Origin of the sequence: Litchfieldia alkalitelluris, from assembly GCF_002019645.1 — a bacterium.
Taxonomy (GTDB): domain Bacteria; phylum Bacillota; class Bacilli; order Bacillales; family Bacillaceae_L; genus Litchfieldia; species Litchfieldia alkalitelluris.
Window position 1 is genome coordinate 5384799 of record NZ_KV917374.1, and the last position, 21922, is coordinate 5406720.

General features: G+C 39.0%; 15 protein-coding genes. All 15 read right to left on the reverse strand.

Going from position 1 to position 21922, the window contains the following annotated elements; translation table 11 throughout:
• Positions 1 to 33: 33 nt before the first annotated feature.
• A complete protein-coding gene (locus BK579_RS24980; RefSeq protein ID WP_078550219.1) occupies positions 34 to 948 on the reverse strand; it encodes a diacylglycerol kinase in 915 nt (304 codons plus the stop codon).
• Positions 949 to 1051: 103 nt separating this feature from the next.
• Positions 1052 to 1987 (reverse strand): hypothetical protein, encoded by a 936-nt coding sequence (locus BK579_RS24985; protein WP_078550221.1) that lies wholly within the window; start codon positions 1985 to 1987, stop codon positions 1052 to 1054.
• Complete coding sequence (locus BK579_RS24990; RefSeq protein WP_078550223.1) at positions 1984 to 3102, reverse strand: hypothetical protein; 1119 nt, start codon at positions 3100 to 3102, stop codon at positions 1984 to 1986. The genes BK579_RS24985 and BK579_RS24990 overlap by 4 nt, the downstream gene beginning before the upstream one ends.
• Before the next feature lies 1 nt (position 3103).
• Positions 3104 to 3547, reverse strand: coding sequence for an anti-sigma factor (locus BK579_RS24995; RefSeq protein WP_078550225.1), 444 nt, complete (start codon positions 3545 to 3547; stop codon positions 3104 to 3106).
• Complete coding sequence (locus tag BK579_RS25000; protein WP_078550836.1) at positions 3547 to 4089, reverse strand: RNA polymerase sigma factor; 543 nt, start codon at positions 4087 to 4089, stop codon at positions 3547 to 3549. The genes BK579_RS24995 and BK579_RS25000 overlap by 1 nt, the downstream gene beginning before the upstream one ends.
• A gap of 768 nt (positions 4090 to 4857) precedes the next feature.
• A complete protein-coding gene (gene gatB / locus BK579_RS25005; RefSeq protein WP_078550227.1) occupies positions 4858 to 6288 on the reverse strand; it encodes an Asp-tRNA(Asn)/Glu-tRNA(Gln) amidotransferase subunit GatB in 1431 nt (476 codons plus the stop codon).
• A gap of 15 nt (positions 6289 to 6303) precedes the next feature.
• On the reverse strand, positions 6304 to 7761 hold the full coding sequence (gatA, locus tag BK579_RS25010) for an Asp-tRNA(Asn)/Glu-tRNA(Gln) amidotransferase subunit GatA (protein WP_078550229.1): 1458 nt from the start codon (positions 7759 to 7761) through the stop codon (positions 6304 to 6306).
• An 18-nt stretch (positions 7762 to 7779) separates the two neighbouring features.
• Positions 7780 to 8070 (reverse strand): Asp-tRNA(Asn)/Glu-tRNA(Gln) amidotransferase subunit GatC, encoded by a 291-nt coding sequence (gene gatC / locus BK579_RS25015; protein WP_078550231.1) that lies wholly within the window; start codon positions 8068 to 8070, stop codon positions 7780 to 7782.
• 350 nt (positions 8071 to 8420) lie between these two features.
• Complete coding sequence (gene putP, locus BK579_RS25020; RefSeq protein WP_078550233.1) at positions 8421 to 9866, reverse strand: sodium/proline symporter PutP; 1446 nt, start codon at positions 9864 to 9866, stop codon at positions 8421 to 8423.
• A 994-nt stretch (positions 9867 to 10860) separates the two neighbouring features.
• Positions 10861 to 12411, reverse strand: a complete 1551-nt coding sequence (pruA, locus tag BK579_RS25025) for an L-glutamate gamma-semialdehyde dehydrogenase (RefSeq protein ID WP_078550235.1) — start codon at positions 12409 to 12411, stop codon at positions 10861 to 10863.
• A 413-nt stretch (positions 12412 to 12824) separates the two neighbouring features.
• The gene (locus BK579_RS25030; RefSeq protein ID WP_078550237.1) at positions 12825 to 14036 is read right to left on the reverse strand and encodes a CamS family sex pheromone protein; all 1212 of its coding nucleotides are present in this window, start codon (positions 14034 to 14036) and stop codon (positions 12825 to 12827) included.
• A 61-nt stretch (positions 14037 to 14097) separates the two neighbouring features.
• Positions 14098 to 16104, reverse strand: a complete 2007-nt coding sequence (gene ligA, locus BK579_RS25035; RefSeq protein ID WP_078550239.1) for an NAD-dependent DNA ligase LigA — start codon at positions 16102 to 16104, stop codon at positions 14098 to 14100.
• A 31-nt stretch (positions 16105 to 16135) separates the two neighbouring features.
• Positions 16136 to 18376 carry a DNA helicase PcrA gene (gene pcrA, locus BK579_RS25040; RefSeq protein ID WP_078550241.1) on the reverse strand — a complete coding sequence of 747 codons (2241 nt, stop codon included), beginning with the start codon at positions 18374 to 18376 and terminating at the stop codon, positions 16136 to 16138.
• Between the two features lie 79 nt (positions 18377 to 18455).
• Entirely contained in the window at positions 18456 to 19142 is a 687-nt protein-coding gene (pcrB, locus tag BK579_RS25045) for a heptaprenylglyceryl phosphate synthase (RefSeq protein ID WP_078550243.1), read from the reverse strand.
• A 2425-nt stretch (positions 19143 to 21567) separates the two neighbouring features.
• Positions 21568 to 21885, reverse strand: a complete 318-nt coding sequence (locus BK579_RS25050) for a YerC/YecD family TrpR-related protein (protein WP_078550244.1) — start codon at positions 21883 to 21885, stop codon at positions 21568 to 21570.
• Positions 21886 to 21922 lie beyond the last annotated feature (37 nt).

Consider the following 21922-nt stretch of genomic DNA (forward strand, 5'->3'; position numbering starts at 1 on the left):
ATGAAAAAGAAAAAAACCTGGCATATGCCAAGCTTATTTCCCACTCATCTTTTCTGCTTTTTCTTTTGAAACAAACACTTCTATATGCTGATATAAGTTCACGAATTCGCCTGGTAACAAGCCACCATATTCACCATCAAGGTTGAGCTGCATTTTATCAGTTGCTTTCACCTTAATCCGATTAGCTTTTGTATAGATGATATGTGGATCATGGACATGCTCACCACGAACGGCAAGTGAGGCAATTTTAATAAAATCAGCTAGATTTGCCTTTTTCAAAATGATCAAATCGAACAAACCGTCATTCAACGAGGAATCAGGTGCAAGCTTTTCAAAGCCACCGACTGAGTTTGTTAAAGACACTAAGAAAAGCATAATCTCTCCATCAAATAGCTTACCATCATATTCAATCTCAACCTCTGTTGGCTTGATTGATGGAAGCATTTCAATTCCTTTTAAATAATAGGCAAGCTGCCCAATCATCGTTTTCATTTTACTTGGTACTTCATAGGTTAACTCGGTTAGTCGGCCTCCACCAGCAATATTGATGAAATAACGATCATTGACTCGCCCGACATCAATCGGCATTGAAATTCCGTCAACAATGACATCACATGCCGCTTCAATCGTTGAGCGTGGGACACCAATTGCTCTGGCAAAATCATTGGTTGTTCCAACTGGAATAATTCCAAGCTTCGGTCTGTAAGGTTGCTCTGCTAGACCATTAACGACTTCATTAATCGTACCATCCCCACCGGCTGCAACCACCAGATCATATTGTCGTTCCACGGCAATTTTCGCAGCTGTAGTAGCATCTCCAGCACCTGTTGTCGCATGACATGAAGTTTCATATCCTGCCCGCTCTAGCCGGTCTAATACTTCAGGTAAGTGCTTTTTAAAAACTTCTCTCCCTGAAGTTGGGTTATAAATAATTCTCGCTCTTTTCATTACACATCATCCTAATATTGTTAAAAATATGTAATTCCCTATCACTTTAACATGATAGCTTATCCGAAATGAATAAGCAATTCTTAGCCTAAAGCGAGTAGACCTATTTTTGATTTTCTAATACATGTAGTGCTACCCATTCACTATTCACAATATCTAAATGATATGCTCCAGATCCTAGGGTTAAGGTACCTTTGTACTGACGGTTATATTCCTCTTCTTTCCCGCTTTCCACTTCAACCTTTTCCCATGAACTTTCTCCGACGGCCAAATCACTCCGAGAGACCGCTGACAGCTTTACGTCACTATTTTCACTGACATGAACATTAACACGATCTACTCCATTTACGACCCAGTGGTTGGATATTGATGACGCATGCAACTCGATTTGATTATGCTGACCTCGAACCTCAAGTCTGATATCTTCTGGCACAACAATTGTAGGATTTAGATGTGTATACATCGAAAGTGGCCCTGTGTTTTGTGTTGGTTCTTTTACGTATATATAATATGTATTGCCAACAACCTTTGTCATCACATAATCATCAATCTTATTAATTGGATAATCTTCTTTTCGGTTGACTGCTGCACGATAGGTCCCAAACGTATGAATTTCATGTGCTTCAGTACCCTCAATCGAGACCGCTTGATTGCCTGTTTCAACAATGACTCTCTTAATCTCACTTGATAGTTTTTCTTCAAAGGCAGGCAAATTGACTGTTGTTTCCTCTGAACCTACCACTACCTGAACTTGTTGTAATAGCCCAGTAGATGTTAGGACGGTTAGCACGATGCCAACCGTTCCTAATACACCTACAAATAGAATACTTAGAAAATCATATTTTATGATGGGATTTTCTTGTTTTGAGATAAAAAGGTAGAGAAGAATTTCAATTCCAAGAACTACTAAGATCGCTGGCCACCATACTAGCAATGGTTGAAAAGCTTCATTTCCACTAAATTGAGATATCACTAGAAAAACTCCTAGTAAAACAAGTGAAAGCCCCATCGATACCGTTCCAACACGCCACTTCCTCATTGCACTCTCTCCTTTCGACTCTTACTTCCAACAAGTAATTTAATTCCCCCACCGATTAACAACGTACAAACAACGAACGTTTGGAAATAGTTATAGTACCAGTAAGTCAGATCCACTCCAAAGAAACTTTGGAATACCGGCCCAAATGCTCCAACAATTAAATTATCAAACATGTAATATAATCCTAATACAAGTAACCCTATCCCAAACCAACGCTGATGATTGATAAAATATGAGACTATTGGGATATCCTCGATTTCTTCTTCTCCATGCTTCGATACCTTTTGTAAAGCATCAAAAAAGCTATAAAACCAAATCAATGGGATAAAAAATAAGAAAAGTGATAATCTTAGAGCATCTAAAATCCAAATTCCAAATAAGAACGCGGCCATCAGTTGTAACCCTCGTCTTTGTAATCCGAGATACATATGCCCAGCCCCAGGGAAAATCGATAAAATTGTTGCTAGCGCCTTACTTTTCTTGCCTTGCTCTCGTCTAGTTTCTTCAAAATCCTCTAACACAGTTCGGTCGACCAATTCTTCGCCATTTTGTTTTTTTGCAAGAAGCTGCACTGTATCAAACATATTATAAATCCAAATAATTGGTAGTGCTCCTAGAAAAACAATAAATCCACCTTGACTTGTAATGGCTGTGATAAACACAATCATAATGCCTAATCCGAAAAACCCAATGATAAAGGTTAATCCTCTATTCATAAGGCCTAAGTGAAAATGGCCTAGTCCAGGAATAAGCGATAACAGTATCGTGAAAAAGCGATCACTTTCGTTTGGTGTTTTTTGATCTCCAGTATCAACTGTGTCCCCACTGGATTGAACAGATGCAGTTTCTTGATTCTTTGTCTGTAGTTGGAAACTACGCAACAGCTGAATAATCATATCCATCATATTAATGGTACCAATAATAAATACAAGAACAAATGCCATTATAATAAATGGCTCCGCATGCCATGGTTCAATTAACGCTATAAATATTGGAATTATAAATGATAATGCTGCGCTAAATCCGTAGAAATATCCTCTTTTACGACCTAAATAAAGATGTCCTACACCTGGTAAAAATGAAAGCATAAATGCTACCATCGGTTTTTTAGTCATTTTATTCACCTTCCTTTTGATGTTCTAATACTTTATCAATCCAAGAAATGACTTTATCCATTAAGTTCTCTGAAACAGGCGCCTCAACTCTAGTTGTTGAAGCTGCTTCGACTGTTGCTACTACCCCTGTAATACTTTGAAAAAATCCTGATGTCATTAAGCTAAATGTAATCATTGCAGCGATCCCATAATGAAATAACGGGTACTGAGTCAACCTTCTCTTCGTTTTACCTTTTTCTTCAACCGAGATCTGTTCAAGCATTTTATCTGTAAAGCTTTCATTACTCATATCTGGCAGTTCGACCTCTTGTTGTTCCACCATCATCATGTACATTTCTAAACATTGGTCACAGGAGTATAGATGATCTTCCATTTGCTCACGGTGTGCGTCTATTAACTTATCATTGATATAGTCTAGCCATTGTTGTTGCTTGTAGTGGTTCATCAAAAATCATCCTCCTTCCAATGCTTTTTTATCCATTTTCTTGCTCGATGAAGCTTCACCTCGACCGTTTTCACAGCCACATTTTGTTCCTCTGCAATTTGTTTATAATTCTTTTCCGTTATGTAATAATCCTCAATCACATCTCGGTAATTATCTGGCAATTCTTTAATTCTCGTACGAACCACTTCTCTTTGCTCTTTTCGCAGCAATGAGACAGCTGCACTTACTTCTGTTCCTGTTACTTGTTTTAAAATTTCATCATCAACTGCACTTTCCTGTTTCCTTACTTGCTTTCTCGTTACATCAATTGCTGTATTCATCGCAATTCGTGTTATCCATGTTTTGAAGCCCTGCTTTTGATACTTCGGGAGAGCGTAATAGATTTTGATAAATGTTTCTTGCGTAACATCTTCAGCGTCTTTTTCATTACGAACAACAGGATAAACCACTTTGTACAGATAATGACGATATTTCTCCACTAACAACCGAAAAGCCTGTTCATTGCCGGCAATGGCCTTCTCGATTAACTTCTCATCCTCTATCACACTCTCCCCCTTTCTCTCTGTCTAATTAATAGACGGATAGAATTATGGAATCCCTACACTTTTTCAGAAAAATTTTCCTATACTTCTATTCTACTCTTTTTAACATTATCTGGTACAAGCAAGTTTGTATGGAAAGAGTGATTATTATTGATAGAGAAAGGGTAAACAGGTTTTACTTGGAAATGATCCTTAAATCCGGGTCAGTTACTGTGACATTTGGCATTTTGAAACGATTTAGATTATTTATCTGCAAGTTTATCGTTATAGCAGTGATACTAGGCGTTAGTTATTCAACAAACCAATGGTTATAGGCGACTTTATCCATTTTATTGTCCACTTTTGGAGTTTTATTAGCCATTTTGAAGTTCTTATTAGCCACTTTCTAATATTTATCAATATTTACCATGATTTAATTAGATATATCATAAAAAATAAGGATGAAAAATAGATTTTTAAAGTATTAACACATATTGAATTCCTCCAATTAAAATTTTAGTTAGAAACTGTTGATTTATGGTTTCATTAACGATTTTTCAGCTGAGTCATCGCTATAGCAGCGAGACTGGATCCCCATTTTTTAACATACACATGGTTTATTGGCGACTTTGATCATTTTATTAGCCATTTTTAGAGTTTTATTAGCCATTTTGACCAGTTTATTAGTCAAGTTTCGACTAAATATCAATATTACACTTAAAATCATTCATTTCCCCATCCAAAACCAACAAAAAAAACCTAGGTTCAACACCCTAGGTTCTAAATTGATCAACGCTTATTCAATTCCTCAGCCAAAATCTTATTCACCAACTGCGGATTCGCCTGACCTTTTGTTTCCTTCATTACTTGCCCAACAAGGAAACCAATCGCCTTACCTTTACCACCTTTAAAATCTTCAACCGATTGTGGATTTGCATCAATAATCTTCGTGATGATTTCAGTCAGTGCACCTTCATCAGAGATTTGTACAAGTCCTTTTTCTTTTACAATCGTTTCGGCGTCGCCACCATTTTCGATTAATTCCTTGAAGACGGTCTTGGCAATTTTAGAAGAAATCGTTCCGTCAGCAATTAGCTTAATCATTCCTGCTAAGCCCTCAGCTGTTAATGCCACTTCATGTAATTCCTTTGATTCTGCATTCAGATATGCAGAGACGTCACCCATAATCCAGTTTGATGCCTGCTTTGCATCGCCACCAGCTGCGACTGTACTTTCAAAGAAGTCTGCCATGTCCTTTGACATCGTTAAGACTGCAGCATCATATTCAGGCAGTCCCCAGTCTTCGACATAACGCTTTTTACGTGCATCTGGAAGCTCAGGAATTTCCGCACGGACACGAGCCTTCCATTCATCATCAATATATAACTCAACTAAGTCTGGCTCAGGGAAATAACGATAATCGTCAGATCCTTCTTTTACACGCATTAGTTTCGTTGTTTTTGTATTCTCGTCATAACGGCGAGTTTCTTGGCCAATCGTACCGCCTGCTTTTAATATTTCTGCTTGGCGTATTTCTTCATATTCTAAGCCTTTTTGAACAAATGCAAATGAATTTAAGTTTTTAAGTTCAGTTTTTGTCCCAAATTCTTCTTGTCCAACGGGACGAAGTGATATATTTGCATCACAGCGAAGTGAGCCTTCCTCCATTTTCACATCAGAAACACCTGTATAGAGAATAATCGATTTTAATTTTTCTAGATAGGCATATGCTTCCTCAGGTGTACGGATATCCGGTTCAGATACAATCTCAATTAATGGTGTTCCTTGACGATTGTAATCGACTAGTGAGTATCCATCACCTGTATGTGTAAGCTTACCAGCATCTTCTTCAAGGTGAAGTCTTGTAATTCCGATACGCTTCTTTTGGCCCTGCACTTCAATCTCAATCCAACCATTTTCACCAATCGGCTTATCAAACTGAGAAATTTGGTAAGCTTTTGGATTGTCTGGATAAAAATAGTTTTTCCGATCAAACTTTGTATCTGTGGCAACTTCACAGTTAAGCGCCATTGCCGCACGCATCGCATAATCAACCGCGGTTTTATTTAAAACAGGGAGGACACCTGGATATCCTAAGTCAATTACTGTTGTATTTGAGTTCGGAGCCGCACCGAAGGCGTTCGGACTGCTTGAAAAGATTTTTGATTTAGTTTTAAGCTCAACATGGACCTCAAGTCCAATGACTGTTTCAAATTCCATTATTTGTTTCACCCCTTACAATTGTGGATTTTCTTTATGAAATTCTGTTGCTTGCTCGAATGCATGTGCAACACGATATATGGTACTTTCATCGAAATGCTTACCGATAATTTGAAGTCCGAGTGGAAGACCATTGGATAATCCACATGGAACTGAAATAGCTGGAACACCTGCTAAGTTCATTGGGATGGTTAAAATATCGTTCGCATACATGGTAAGTGGATCTGAGATTTTTTCACCAATCTTAAATGCTGGAGTTGGTGTTGTAGGTCCAATAATGACGTCATATTTTTCAAATACATCTTCAAAATCTTTTTTGATTAATGTACGAACTTTTTGTGCTTTTTTATAATAAGCATCATAATAACCAGAGCTAAGTGCAAAGGTCCCAAGCATGATTCGGCGCTTCACTTCATCACCAAAACCTTCCGCTCTTGTTTCCTTGTACATTTCCAAAAGGTTTTCCGCATTATCTGTGCGATATCCGTATCTCACTCCATCGAAACGAGATAGGTTTGCTGAAGCTTCTGACGATGATAAAAGATAATAGGTAGCTACTGCATATTTAGAATGTGGAAGTGAAACCTCTTCCCAAGTTGCACCTAGTTTTTCTAGAATCTTTAATGCACCCAATACAGATTGCTTAACCTCTTCATTTACACCTTCCCCAAGATATTCACTAGGGACGGCAATTTTCAAACCTTTTACATCACCGGTTAATGCTGATAAATAGTCAGGTACGTCGACATTGGCGCTTGTCCCATCCATTGGGTCGACTCCAGCGATTGCTTGTAAAAGATATGCGTTGTCTTCGACATTACGTGTAATTGGTCCAATAATATCAAGTGATGATGCAAACGCAACAAGTCCAAAACGTGATACACGACCATATGTAGGCTTTAATCCAACAACTCCACAGAAGGAAGCCGGCTGTCTTACTGAACCACCTGTATCAGATCCAAGTGAAAATGGAACCTCACCTGCTGCTACCGCGACGGCAGAACCACCACTCGATCCTCCTGGAACATACTCTGTGTTCCATGGATTTTTTGTTACCTGGAATCCAGAGTTCTCAGTTGATGAACCCATCGCAAACTCATCCATATTTAACTTTCCAATTGTAACAGCTTCAGCTTGTTGTAGTCTTTGTACTGCTGTCGCATCATAAATTGGGTCAAAGTTTTCTAAGATTTTACTAGCACATGTTGTACGCAAATTTTTTGTAACAATATTATCCTTAATCCCGATTGGCATTCCAAAAAGGAGACCATATTGGTCTTTAGTTCCGATTGCCTCATCTAGTTCTTTTGCATATGCTCTCGCTTTTTCTTCATCTAATGTTAAAAATGCTTGAACTTGTTCCTCAACCTCATTAATTCGTTTATATGACTGATCCACTAGGTCAGTGACTGATATTTCTTTTTTATGTAACATGCTATGTAATTCTGAAATTTTATGACCAAAAAGAGACATCCTCTAACTTCCCCTCCCTTACTCAATAATTGATGGAACACGGAAATGTCCATCCTTCGCATCTGGTGCGTTCTTTAATACATCTTCTACCGGTAATCCTTTTTGTGGGACATCCTCACGAAGTACATTTTTCACTGGTAATACATGTGATGTTGGCTCCACTTGCTCTGTATCTAATTCATTTAACTGCTCAGCAAATGTGATAATATCATCTAATTGCTTTGCAAACATTTTCGCTTCATCTTCAGTTACAGCAAGTCTCGCAAGATTTGCGACATGCTTTACTTGATCGATTGAAATTCTAGACATAAAACCTTTCACCTCCACGGATTTCGCCCATTAACAATATACTGATAATACCAAAGTTTAAGGCTTTAAAGCAAGAATTCACAGGGAAAATAAAGAATAACCTGAAAATTTTGGGATGAGTTAGGAATTATGTGGTATTTACGAGGTGAACAGATGTGTGTTTAGGAAGGATAAAATTCTTTGTTTGGATTATTGATTCTATATAATTAGATGATTGGCGTTAGATTTACAGTTTTCCACCGAGAGAAAAATAGCCATTTAATATCCAAGGTCTATTTTACAAAAAAAAAAAAAACGAACCCAAATGTGAATTAACACACCCGAGTTCGTTCTATTATTCTAACTATCTATTAACCTCTAGCTTTTTCAAATTCATCTTGAATTTCTTGTGATGGTGCTTCTGTTACTAAACTTACGATAAATACTGCAATTGTTGAGATAATGAAGCCTGGTACGATTTCATATAAATCAGACCCAATATTACTCCATATTACAACTGTGATTGCTCCAGTGATCATTCCAGCTAAAGCACCCCAACGATTCATCCGTTTCCAGAATAGGGATAAAATGATAACGGGACCAAACGCAGCTCCGAAACCAGCCCATGCATAGCTTACTAAGTCTAAAACAGAGCTATCTGGATTCATAGCTAGTAAAAGTGCAATTAATGCGATAACACCAACTGAAATTCTACCAACCCATACAAGTTCTTTTTCTGAAGCATCTTTCTTAAGAATTGCTTTGTAGAAATCCTCTGCTACAGCACTTGAAGAAACAAGTAACTGAGAATCAATTGTACTCATGATAGCTGCTAAAATCGCTGCTAATAGAACACCTGATACCCATGGGTTAAATAATACTTGTGTAAACATAATGAAGACTTGCTCTCCATCTGGTAGTGGGCTTTCTGCGAAATACGCGATACCTGCAAAACCAGTGAATACTGCTCCAAATAATCCAAATACCATCCAAACCATACCTATTAATCTAGCTTTAGGTACATCTTTTACAGAACGTAATGCCATAAAACGTGTAAGGATATGTGGTTGACCGAAGTAACCTAATCCCCATGCTAGTAATGAAATGATTCCAATACCAGTCATGCCAGTGAACGCATCAAGATACATAGGATCTAATTCACCAACTGTATTTACTGTATTGCTCCAACCACCAAGTTCAGTTACTGCAACAATCGGAACAATGATCAATGCTAAGAACATTAAAATTCCTTGGATAAAATCTGTCCAACTTACGGCTAAGAATCCACCTAAGAATGTGTAAGAAATGATAACTATTGCACCAATCCAAAGTGCTTGATTATAAGAAAGCCCAAATGAAGCTTCAAACAACTTAGCTCCACCTACCATACCTGAAGAAGTATAGAATGTGAAGAATAATAAAATTACTAGTGCTGAAATCACGCGTAATGATTTTGATGTATCTTTAAAACGATTTTCAAAGAAATCTGGAATTGTAATTGAATCATTAGCAACCTCAGTGTAAGATCTTAAACGACCTGCAACAAATTGCCAGTTTAAGTATGCACCGACAGTTAAACCAACTGCGATCCATATTTGATTCATACCTCCACTAATATAAACTGCCCCAGGTAGACCTAGTAATAACCAACTACTCATGTCTGATGCACCCGCACTTAGCGCTGCAACTCCTGGTCCTAGTCGCCTTCCTCCTAATACATAGTCTGAAAGATTACTAGTTAACTTATAGGCTGCGATACCTATGCCTAACATACCTACTAAATAAATTATAAATGTGGTTAATACTGCAGCATCCATCTCTTATCCTCTCCCTTCAGATTTACTTTTTGCTGGTCTGTACGTTACGACTGATAGAACTACTGTAGCTAGCATCGGTACAAATAACCAAAACCAAGTAGCGCCTGTTAAAGAGTGTTCCATCCCTTCACCTCCTAAGAAAAGCCTTGTCACGAATTAGAATATGCACAAGCATACAATTTCATGATAACTCTTTTTGAAGCTATTAATGAACAATAATTTCATAACACCTTAACAATCATAACATAATATCGATTTCTGAACAGATTGAATATTCTAAAAGTTATCCCTTGGTGAATAAATATACACAAAATCGTATCATTTTACCGTTATATAGGTATATAGATTATATCTATTCATCGAAATTCATAAAATTAAGTTGGGCTTTAAGGAAATTTTATGGAAAACCGGCTTGTTTTAGGGGTTAAAAACCGGTGAGTATTTTATTATAAATTAATAAGAAAATCGTCCTATGTTTTTGAACTATTTCCTATGAAGCTCATAATTTAGGATTTCGAATGAAGCATCAGTGACATTTGATAGATTGGTTATAATTCTGTTTCAATTTTGCAAACCCCTTCGACAAAATCCGGCAAAAACCGGGTGGTGTCAGGCCCCACTCTGTTAAAACTGAAAGTTGACATCACTGTGTTTGGAAAATAAGCGGAGAAATTCCCTCTAAGTTGGGAAATACCCACATTTCCTAAAAAATAAGGGGAGTTTTTCCGCTTAAATGACCCAAATCTTTAAGATTTTGTGTTATTTAGAGTAGTTAAGGGGATTTTCTACCCTTATATACGCTTCTTAAGCTTCCCTTAATAGAATAAGAGGAAATTCTCCCCTTAAGAATCTCATACTACGAAAAATTGATTCAAAAAGGAGGAGGCTTGCAAACTTGGGATACGGAGTAGATATCAAGGGTACAAACCCTAAACCGGGTGGTGCCTATCACCAAAAAAAGTCCCCAAAACCCGGGGACTTTTCTCTTTTTCATTTATAGCATTTCAGATGTAGTCTTAGCTTGCATGTGTAGTAATAGGTAGTCTGGGCCACCTGCTTTTGAGTCGGTACCTGACATGTTGAAACCGCCGAATGGTTGGTATCCAACGATTGCACCTGTACATCCACGATTGAAGTATAGATTACCTACATGGAAGTCTTCACGTGCTTTTTCGATGTTTTCACGGTTGTTAGAAATAACCGCACCAGTTAAGCCGTATTCTGTGTTGTTTGCAATATCAATGGCATGATCAAAGTCTTTTGCTTTACAGAATGCAACAACAGGTCCGAAGATTTCTTCCTTCATTAGGCGGGCATTTTCATCCACATCAGCGAAGATTGTTGGTTGAATGAACCAGCCTTCTGAATCGTCACCTTCACCACCATGTACTAGCTTACCTTCTTCATTTCCAATTTCAACGTAGCTCATAATCTTGTCATATGCACCTTGATCATTAACAGGCCCCATTGAAACAGTTGGGCTAGCAGTTGTGTTACCAACAGTTAGCTCTTTTGTTAATTCAACCACACGCTCTAATACTTGATCATACACATCTTCAAGCACAACAGCTCTTGAACATGCAGAACATTTTTGGCCTGAGAAACCGAAAGCAGATGCTACGATTGATTTAGCCGCTAATTCAAGATCAGCTTCTTTATCAACTACAATCGTATCCTTTCCACCCATCTCCGCGATCACTCGCTTCAACCAAATTTGGCCTTCATTAAGTTTTGATGCACGCTCATATATACGTAATCCAACATCACGAGAACCTGTGAAACTGATAAATCGAGTACGAGCATGATCAACTAAATAGTCACCAACTTCAGACCCACTACCAGGTATGTAGTTTACAACCCCTGCAGGAAGGCCTGCTTCTTCTAACACTTCCATGAATTTAGCAGCAATAATAGGCGTTGTACTAGCAGGCTTTAGTAATACTGTGTTACCAGATACTAATGCCGCAGTTGTCATACCAGCCATAATTGCAAATGCGAAATTCCAAGGTGAAATGATTACACCTACACCAAGTGGAATATAGTTAAAACGATTATATTCGATAGGACGGCTCTCAACTGGAATACCGTCTTTTAATTTAAGCATTTGACGTCCATAATACTCCATGAAATCAATTGCTTCAGCTGTATCAGCATCTGCCTCGTTCCATGGTTTACCCGCTTCTTTTACAAGTAGTGCAGAGAATTCATGTTTACGGCGACGTACGATAGCAGCAGCACGGAATAAGATATCAGCACGCATTTCTGGCTTTGTTTTACGCCATGTTTGAAACGTCTTATCTGCAATCTGCATTGCTTTTTCCGCATGCTCACGAGTGGCTTTAGATACACGACCTACAACCTCAGAACGTTGCGCTGGGTTAACCGATACGATTTTATCTTCTGTTGAAACTCGTTCTCCACCAATAATTAAATCATAATCTTTTCCTAAATAAGCCTCAACTGTTGCAAGACCAGCTTCAAAAGCCTTCTTATTTTCCTCAACAGTAAAATCAGTAAATGGTTCGTGTTTGTAAGGTACTACCATTCTACTTTCGCCTCCCTTTCTACTATTGGCTATTCCCCATATACCTTTGCTTTTAAACGGTTACATGTACCGACCGCCTCGAACTAAGTAGAGTGGTATCTTTTCTTCCGTAAAATGAACCTAAGATTACGCATGATTTTTTCTACAACTCTACAACGGTTCTCATAGCAAAAACATTACAGAAAAGAGCCCTACTATAAAGCAGTTTCTTATCCTTCATCATCATTCTACTAGATAAAGCGCAACTCTTCAAACCCTTACAAATAGTTAGATTCTTCAAAAAACAAACCTATAAAACTAGGACAAATTTTCATACACCACTATGAAGCCATTTTAGCAAAATAGGAAAACTCTTAATTTTCCCAAAAAAATTTTTTGTAAAAAAAGAGACCCAGAACTGAGCCTCAATAAAACTAATTATAAATATGGACATAAGGTTCTTCTTCACCAGCATCTCGGATAATAATACTTTCCTGTCCACTTCCTGAAGTAATATAAATTCGGACATTTACATAGCTAGGGAAATGCTCCATTACTAACCCGGTAACATATTGGGTAAAGCCAATGACTTCACCTTTGCCATAAAATTGCATCGGAATCGTGATTGTTAGCTCCTGAAGATCCTCATTTTTGTAAAATCCTTGACCAATGACGCCCGTATAATTGGAAAAGTAATCATCGATATCTGCCTTAAAGTATTCCATCTTCATCGCATCTTCTGGGTACGCATTTGTGGCAGCGGTTGAAGGGAAGAAGTGGTATTCTTCATTGATATCCTCCCATTTACCGAGTTTCGAGCTATTGGCATCCACTTTAGCACGGGAAACAAAATGCCCTGGAACAATTGAAGAGATTTCCTCCTGCTCAAACAGTGAAATCACAATCGGTACTTGTGCGAGCTCAGGTATATTACGTAATCGCCTTATGATTTCATCAGCAATTTTCTTTCCCTCTTCCTCAAGCTTTGCTGAACTTATCTCTACTTCTCTTTGAAAACCTCGATATTCCTCAATATGATAATCATCTGGAAGCTTATAATAATACACAGAATTTAAAGCTAAACCAATGGCTATACCACCTAATTCAACCTGTCCCTGATCATTTTTTATAAGATAATTATGCTCAAGGATACTTGATAAATAGATCGGACTTTTCTTCATTTGTTCTTCATATGATTGATTTTTATCATATACAAATGTTGGATTTAGTCCTACATTCGGAACTTCTTCATCAGGTTTATCTTTATCTTTTAACGCTTCTAATTGCTTATTTGATAGCTTTCTTCCCAACCATCCCTCAACTGTATCTTTCTCTAGATATTGACCTTCTTGATACAAGTATTTATCCACACTAAATGTGTCTTGTGCCATTCTCATTAAACCAGTTTCGAATTCATCAATGTCTAACCGAGTATTTAATGTACCGAGCACAAGACCTCTTGCTTCCCCAGATTTAAATGGTAAAATTGTGCGATAATAGGACTCAGAGATGTTATATTTTGGGATGATGGCTGTCTCTTTTGTATCGTTTGTTTCTTGGACAACCTCTTCTTCCTTCTCGAAGTTAGGTACACATCCTGAAAGAAGAAGAACCAATGTAAGACCTACCAACAATAGGTTTTTCACATTTAACACCTCTTACCGTAGTTTGTTTTCACGAGCAATTACTTCATCTCTACAACCTATGTTACTTTTTTAATTCTAAAATTAACCGTTCTTCATCCCAAATTTCTATATTTAGCTCCTGTGCTTTTGCTAACTTAGATCCCGCTGCCTCTCCCGCAATTAACAAATCGGTGCTCTTGCTAATACTACCCGTGACTTTTCCACCTAATGCTTCAATTTCCGCTTTTGCTTCATTGCGATTAAGTTGTTCGAGCTTTCCTGTTAAAACAATCGTTTTTCCAGCAAACACAGAATCAATATCTTCAGTACTGACTAGTTTTGGCCCTTTATAATCCATGTTTACGCCATACTCAACTAGTTCTTTTAATAATTCCTCTACTTCTGGTAAATCAAAATAAGTCACCACAGAATCCGCCATTTTGTCACCAATTTCGTGGATGGCAACTAGTTCCTCAAACGTGGCTTTTTGCAGATTTCCCATCGTTTCAAAGTTCTGTGCTAATGTTTTAGCTGCCTTTGCACCCACATGACGAATACCCAAACCAAACAATAACTTTTCTAACGAATTACCCTTCGACATTTCAATTGCTTTTAGCAAATTATCGACTGATTTTTCACCCATACGCTCTAACTGTAAAAGTCTTTCACGTTCTAACTTATAAAGGTCTGCCACATTTTCCACGAGCTTTTCTTTAAATAGCTGAACAATGACCTTTTCACCTAATCCATCAATATTCATTGCATTTCTTGAAACAAAATGAATGATACCTTCTCGGATTTGAGCTGGACATGCTGGATTAATACAGCGAAGTGCAACCTCTTCCTCTAGACGAACAAGCTCGCTTTCACATTCTGGACAATGAGTTGGCATAGAAAATTCAACTTCATCACCAGTTCGTAATTCTACCATTACATTAACAACCTCAGGGATTATGTCACCCGCTTTTTTCACGACAACCGTATCACCGATTTTAAGATCTTTTTCCCGTATTAAGTCTTCGTTATGAAGCGAAGCGCGTTGAACAGTTGTTCCTGCTACACGAACCGGCTCTAAAATCGCAGTTGGTGTAATTACACCTGTACGTCCCACACTTAATTCAATATCTAACAGTTTCGTCACCACTTCTTCAGCTGGAAACTTATACGCAATCGCCCATCTTGGACTTTTCGCGGTGAATCCTAATGCCTGCTGTTGTTCTAAGGAATCAATCTTTATGACGATTCCGTCAATATCATAGCTTAGATTTGGCCGTTTTTCTGTCCAACCCTCGATATAAGTAATCACCTCATCGATATTTGCACACTTCCTGCGCTCAGGATTTGTTTTAAACCCTAGCTCATCAAGTAAATCTAATCCCTGACTATGTGCTGAAACACCTGTTTCCCCGACGTCAGCAATGCTGTAAACATAAATATCCAAATTGCGCTTTGCAGCAATTTTTGGATCAAGCTGACGAAGTGATCCAGCCGCAGCGTTACGTGGGTTTGCAAAAAGCTCTTCACCGTTTTCAGCCTTCGCTTTATTCAAACTTTCAAAGGACTTCTTTGGCATGAACACTTCCCCACGAACTTCAAGCGAATGTGGTTGCTTCATTTTCAACGGAATGGAACGCACTGTTTTTAAGTTCTCAGTGATATCCTCACCAATTGTACCATCTCCTCTAGTAGCCCCTTGGACGAAAAATCCTTGTTCATATCTAAGTGAAACTGCCAAACCGTCAATTTTCAATTCACAAACATAAGAAACGTCTTCACCAACCGCTTGCTTTGCACGTCGATCAAAATCGCGTAAATCAGTTTCATTAAACGCATTTCCAAGGCTGAGCATAGGTGTACGGTGCTCAACCTTATTAAACGCATCAAGGATTTGACCTCCAACACGTACAGATGGTGAATCACTCGTTAACATTTCAGGAAATTGTTCTTCTAAGCTTTTTAATTCCTGCATTAACCGGTCATATTCAGCATCAGATACAGATGGCTTGTCTAACACATGATACTCATAGTTATACTGATGTAACAGATCATGTAATTCTTGTACTCTTTTTTGTGCTTCTTCTTTTACCATTTGTCCAACCCTTTCGTTTAAAAAAGTGGATTTACGCTTTTGTTATCGGAGCAAATTTCGCTAGTAGACGTTTAATTCCTGTTGGGCTTGGGAAGGCAATATCTAGTTCCTTTGAATCGCCATCACCCTTCACACTGACCACTGTTCCGACTCCCCATTTCTTATGGGCTGCCTTATCTCCAACAACCCAAGATATTTCATCGCCACCTGTAGATCTGGCAGCTGCAAATGTTGGTTGTGGAGTAGGTCTTCGTTCGATTGAACGTTCAGAACGAGCTGAGCTAAATGGTGCTTTTGAGATTTGTTTTTTCAATTGCTCTCCAATATTTTCAAGCAACTCTTCAGGAATTTCACCAACGAAACGTGATACAGGGTTCATACTTGTGCGACCAAATAAAGTTCTCATTTGAGCATTGGTGATATATAAATCCTCTTCTGCACGAGTAATTCCAACATAAGCGAGACGGCGTTCTTCCTCCATTTCAGCCTCTTCCATCAATGAACGACTGTGTGGGAAAACACCTTCCTCAAGACCAATTAAAAATACGACTGGGAACTCTAATCCTTTAGCTGCATGTAATGTCATTAAAATTAGAGATTCATTTTTCGATTGATCTTCTTCATCTTCATCTAACTTATCAATATCCGCGACAAGCGCTAAATCAGTTAAAAACGCAATTAAACTCTTATCTTCGTTTTTCTCTTCGAAATTCTTTGTAACAGATAAGAATTCCTCAATATTTTCTAAGCGACTTTCTGCTTCGATTGTTTTTTCATTTTTAAGCATATCTCTATAACCAGTTTTGTCTAAAACTTCTTCTACTAATTCAGTAACAGATAAATATTCCTGCATTTGACCCCAGTTGCTAATTTGACTTCTGAATTCATGCAAAGATTTTGTAACTTTGCCACTTAGTCCTACCAGTTCAATATCTGCAAGTGCTTCGTATAACGACAAGTCCGTTGTAATCGCATAATTTGCGATTTTATCCACAGACGTTGCACCAACACCACGCTTCGGTACGTTAACAATTCGCGCAAAGCTAATATCGTCATCATGATTCGCAATTAATCGCAAGTAGGCTAGTAAATCCTTAATCTCTTTTCTGTCATAGAACTTTGTTCCACCGACAATCGTATAGTTGAGGTTTGACTTTAAAAGTACTTCCTCCATCACACGTGATTGGGCGTTCGTTCGGTATAAAATAGCAATGTCTGATAGCTTACGCTTCCCACTGTTTACTAGTTCACGTATCTTTCCTGCAACAAACTGTGCTTCCAGTGCTTCACTATCTGCTCGATAGTAGCTAAGTTTACTACCTTCATCATTTTCAGTCCAAAGATTCTTTGGCTTACGATTTGAATTTCTCTCGATAACCTTATTTGCAGCTTCCAATATTCGTTTCGTTGAACGGTAGTTTTGTTCAAGCATGATCATTTGTGCATTTGGGTAATCTTTTTCAAATGAGAGGATATTGGCAATATCAGCTCCACGCCAGCGATAAATGGACTGATCAGAGTCACCAACAACACAAATGTTTTTAAATCGTGCTGCTAGTAGCTTTACTAATAAATATTGCGCATGGTTCGTATCTTGATACTCATCCACATGAATATATTGAAATTTACGTTGATAGTTTGCTAATACTTCAGGCACCCGCTGGAATAATTGAATTGTTGTCATAATTAAATCATCAAAATCGAGTGACTGATTTTTCTTTAGTTTACGTTGATATTCTGTATACACGTCACTAACTGTTTGTTCATAATATCCACCCGCTTGTTTTGCATATTCCTCAGGTGTCATTAGCTCATTTTTCGCACTACTAATCGAACCTAAGATGCTTCTTGGGTCATTTTTCTTCGGATCTAAATTCTTTTCTTTAAGAATACTCTTAATCACCGAAAGCTGATCCCCTGTGTCAAGAATCGAGAAATTTCGGCTAATGCCAATTCGATCAATATCTCTTCGTAAAATACGCACACACATTGAGTGGAAGGTAGAAATCCAAATTTCATCTGCTGCGCCACCAACAATCGCTGCCACACGGTCTTTCATTTCTCTCGCCGCTTTATTTGTAAATGTAATCGCCAAAATATTCCATGGGGCAACTTCCTTCTCGGCCATGAGATAAGCAATTCGGTGTGTTAGTACTCTTGTTTTTCCACTACCAGCACCAGCCATCAATAGAAGTGGGCCATCTGTTGCTTTCACTGCTTCTTGTTGTTGTGGGTTTAATCCAGATAACAATTTATCACTAATAAATTGCATATCATCACTCCTTATCTTGTATTCCCTCTTTTTAGAACATATGTTTCCATTTTAACTGAAGTTAGGTGTTTTTTGAAGTCTATCCTTTTACAGCTTGTACAGTTTTTAGAGCTGCAGCAAGATCTCGATACACAATATTCCCTACAATGATGGTATCCGCAACAGCAGCCATCTCTTTTGCTTGCTCAGGTGTTGTGATTCCACCTCCATAGAAAAGTTTCGTGTTTGAAAGTACATTCCCGACCTGCTCGACAATCTCCCTTTTTCCATACATTCCACTATACTCTATATAAAAAATAGGTAAATGGAACATTTTTTCAGCCATTTGGGCATAAGCAATAATATCATCTATGTCTAAATCTGTTTTTGCATCCGTTAATGCGGCTGCTTTACAGTCTTTATTTAATATGCAATAACCTTCCATAATAATTTCATCCCAGTTCATCAACTCACCATATTCCTTAACCGCCTCATGATGAAGTCCCGTAATCCAGTCGGTCTTACGACTATTTAGAACCGTTGGGATAAAATAAAGATCAAATCCTGGGGTTACCGACTCAACAGTTGATACCTCTAGGACACAGGGAACCGTGTATCTTCGCACACGTGACATTAAATGAATGACATTATCTATCGTCACCCCGTCACTTCCTCCAACTAAAATCGCATCTGTCCCTGACTCACAAATCGCTTCTAGTGCCTCATCACTAATTTCTTTATTAGGATCCAGCTTAAAAACGTGCTTCCACTCTTTATAATCGTACACGTTCATCCTCCATTCTCATGATTCCATTATTACATTATAACATCTTGAAAAGCGGAAGGCACCCTGATAACCGATGTATGTTTTGGTATCGAGTCCATAGATTTCTAGCTAGGAGAGATTGGTGTCTACGGAGGTTAATATGCAATCTGAAGTTACCTTACCTTCGGACAACTTGACTGGTGAAATTGAAAAAGCTGTCTGAAGTTACCCTAACTTCGAACAGCCTGACTCCGAAAAACCCTAAAGCTGTCTGAACCTACCCCACCTTCGGACAGCTTGACTCCCTAAAACCCAAAAGCTGTCTGAACCTACTCCACCTTCGGACAGCTTGACTCCCTAAAAACCAAAAGCTGTCTGAACCTACCCCACCTTCGGACAACTTGACTCCGAAAAACCCAAAAGCTGTCTGAACCTACTCCACCTTTGGACAACTTGACTCCGAAAAACCCAAAAGCTGTCTGAACCTACCCTGACTTCGGACAACTTGACTCCGAAAAACCCAAAAGCTGTCTGAACCTACTCCACCTTTGGACAACTTGACTCCGAAAAACCCAAAAGCTGTCTGAACCTACCCTGACTTCGGACAACTTGACTCCGAAAAATCCAAAAGCTGTCTGAACCTACCCTGACTTCGGACAACTTGACTCCGAAAAATCCAAAAGCTGTCTGAACCTACTCCACCTTCGGACAACTTGACTCCGAAAAACCCAAAAGCTGTCTGAACCTACCCCACCTTCGGACAGCTTGACTCCTAAAAACCCAAAAGCTGTCTGAACCTACTCCACCTTCGGACAGCTTGACTCCCTAAAACCCAAAAGCTGTCCGAACCTACTCCACCTTCGGACAGCTTGACTCCCTAAAACCCAAAAGCTGTCTGAACCTACCCCACCTTCGGACAGCTTGACTCCCTAAAACCCAAAAGCTGTCCGAACCTACTCCACCTTTGGACAGCTTGACTCCCTAAAACCCAAAAGCTGTCCGAACCTTCCCCACCTTCGGACAGCTTGACTCCCTAAAACCCAAAAGCTGTCCGAACCTACCCCACCTTCGGACAACTTGACTCCTAAAACCCATAAAGCTGTCTGAACATTACTCGACTTCGGACAGCTTCACTCCTAAAAACCATAAAGCTGTCTGAACATTACTCGACTTCGGACAGCTTGACTCCGAAAAACCCAAAAGCTGTCTGAACCTAATCCACCTTTGGACAACTTGACTCCGAAAAACCCAAAAGCTGTCTGAACCTACTCCACCTTTGGACAACTTGACTCCGAAAAACCCAAAAGCTGTCTGAACCTACTCCACCTTTGGACAACTTGACTCCGAAAAACCCAAAAGCTGTCTGAACCTACCCTGACTTCGGACAACTTGACTCCGAAAAATCCAAAAGCTATCTGAACCTACTCCACCTTCGGACAACTTGACTCCGAAAAACCCAAAAGCTGTCTGAACCTACTCCACCTTTGGACAACTTGACTCCGAAAAACCCAAAAGCTGTCTGAACCTACCCTGACTTCGGACAACTTGACTCCGAAAAATCCAAAAGCTATCTGAACCTACTCCACCTTCGGACAACTTGACTCCGAAAAACCCAAAAGCTGTCTGAACCTACCCCACCTTCGGACAGCTTGACTCCTAAAAACCCAAAAGCTGTCTGAACCTAATCCACCTTCGGACAGCTTGACTCCCTAAAACCCAAAAGCTGTCTGAACCTACTCCACCTTCGGACAACTTGACTCCGAAAAACCCAAAAGCTGTCTGAACCTTCCCCACCTTCGGACAGCTTGACTCCCTAAAACCCAAAAGCTGTCCGAACCTACCCTGACTTCGGACAACTTGACTCCGAAAAACCCAAAAGCTGTCTGAACCTACCCTGACTTCGGACAGCTTCACTCCTAAAAACCATAAAGCTGTCTGAACATTACTCGACTTCGGACAGCTTCACTCCTAAAAACCATAAAGCTGTCTGAACATTACTCGACTTCGGACAGCTTGACTCCTAAAAACCATAAAGCTGTCTGAACCTTCCCCACCTTCGGACAGCTTCACTCCTAAAAACCATAAAGCTGTCTGAACCTACCCTGACTTCGGACAGCTTCACTCCTAAAACCCATTAAGCTGTCTGAACCTTCCCCGACTTCGGACAGCTTGACCGCTCAAAATCAAAAAGCTGTCTGAACCTACCTCACCTTCGGACAGCTTGACTCCCAAGAAAGCTAAAAGCTGTCTGAACCTACCCTGACTTCGAACAGCTACACTCCCAAAAACCATAAAGCTGTCCGAACCTACCGCACGTCATACAACCTCCCAACAAAACAAAAAGCAGCCCAAATCGCATGAAACCTCGATTCAGACTGCTTAAGATCCATAAAACTAGACCCAGCTTTTATTAAACTAAACTCTTTCTCACGACAGAACTTAAAAATCAAGCGTTCTCTGTAGGAGCTTCTTGATTTTCTTTTACACGATCTAGTGCCATTTTATAAGCGTCATTTCCATAATTCAAACATCTTTTCACCCTAGATATCGTAGCTGTACTAGCACCTGTTTGTGTTTCAATTTTATGATAGGTATTTCCTTCTTGAAGCATTCTAGCAACTTCAAGGCGTTGTGCAAGAGATTGAATTTCATTAACAGTACACAAGTCATCAAAAAAACGATAGCATTCTTCTAAATCTTTAAGCGAAAGAACAGCATTAAATAGTTGATCAAGTTCTTTTCCACGTAGCTTTTCTATTTGCATATGTTTGATTATCTCCTTTAGCTAGTTAATTTCATAG